General features: G+C 58.5%; 1 pseudogene. It reads right to left on the bottom strand.

What is annotated here, in order from left to right:
* Positions 1-287 (bottom strand): annotated as a pseudogene (locus QSV46_RS39435) (adenylate cyclase); the annotation flags it as partial.

Here is a 287-nt window from a genome sequence, read left to right as displayed (position 1 = left end):
AATCCTGCCTGGGCAGCAGCCCTTGCCTCATCCAACAGCCCTAACTGCGCCAGCGCAGCGGCAAGAACAAAATGCGGGCGGGCAACATTGCGATTGGCCTCAATACTTCGGCGCAGCCACGTGACCGCTTCTAAGTCGGCGCCGAGAAATATTTTTGCGTGGCCGATCATCATCATCCAGCTCGGGGCCCAGACGTCACGGGGAGAGAGGCGCAGCGCCTCAAGGATATGGGCCTCAACTTCTGCGGAACGACCGATATAATTTTTGGCGAGACCAGTGAGACCGTG

The sequence above is a fragment of the Bradyrhizobium cosmicum genome (genome assembly GCF_032290525.1).
Taxonomy (GTDB): Bacteria; Pseudomonadota; Alphaproteobacteria; order Rhizobiales; family Xanthobacteraceae; genus Bradyrhizobium; species Bradyrhizobium cosmicum_A.
This window is presented reverse-complemented; position numbering and strand designations above follow the sequence as displayed.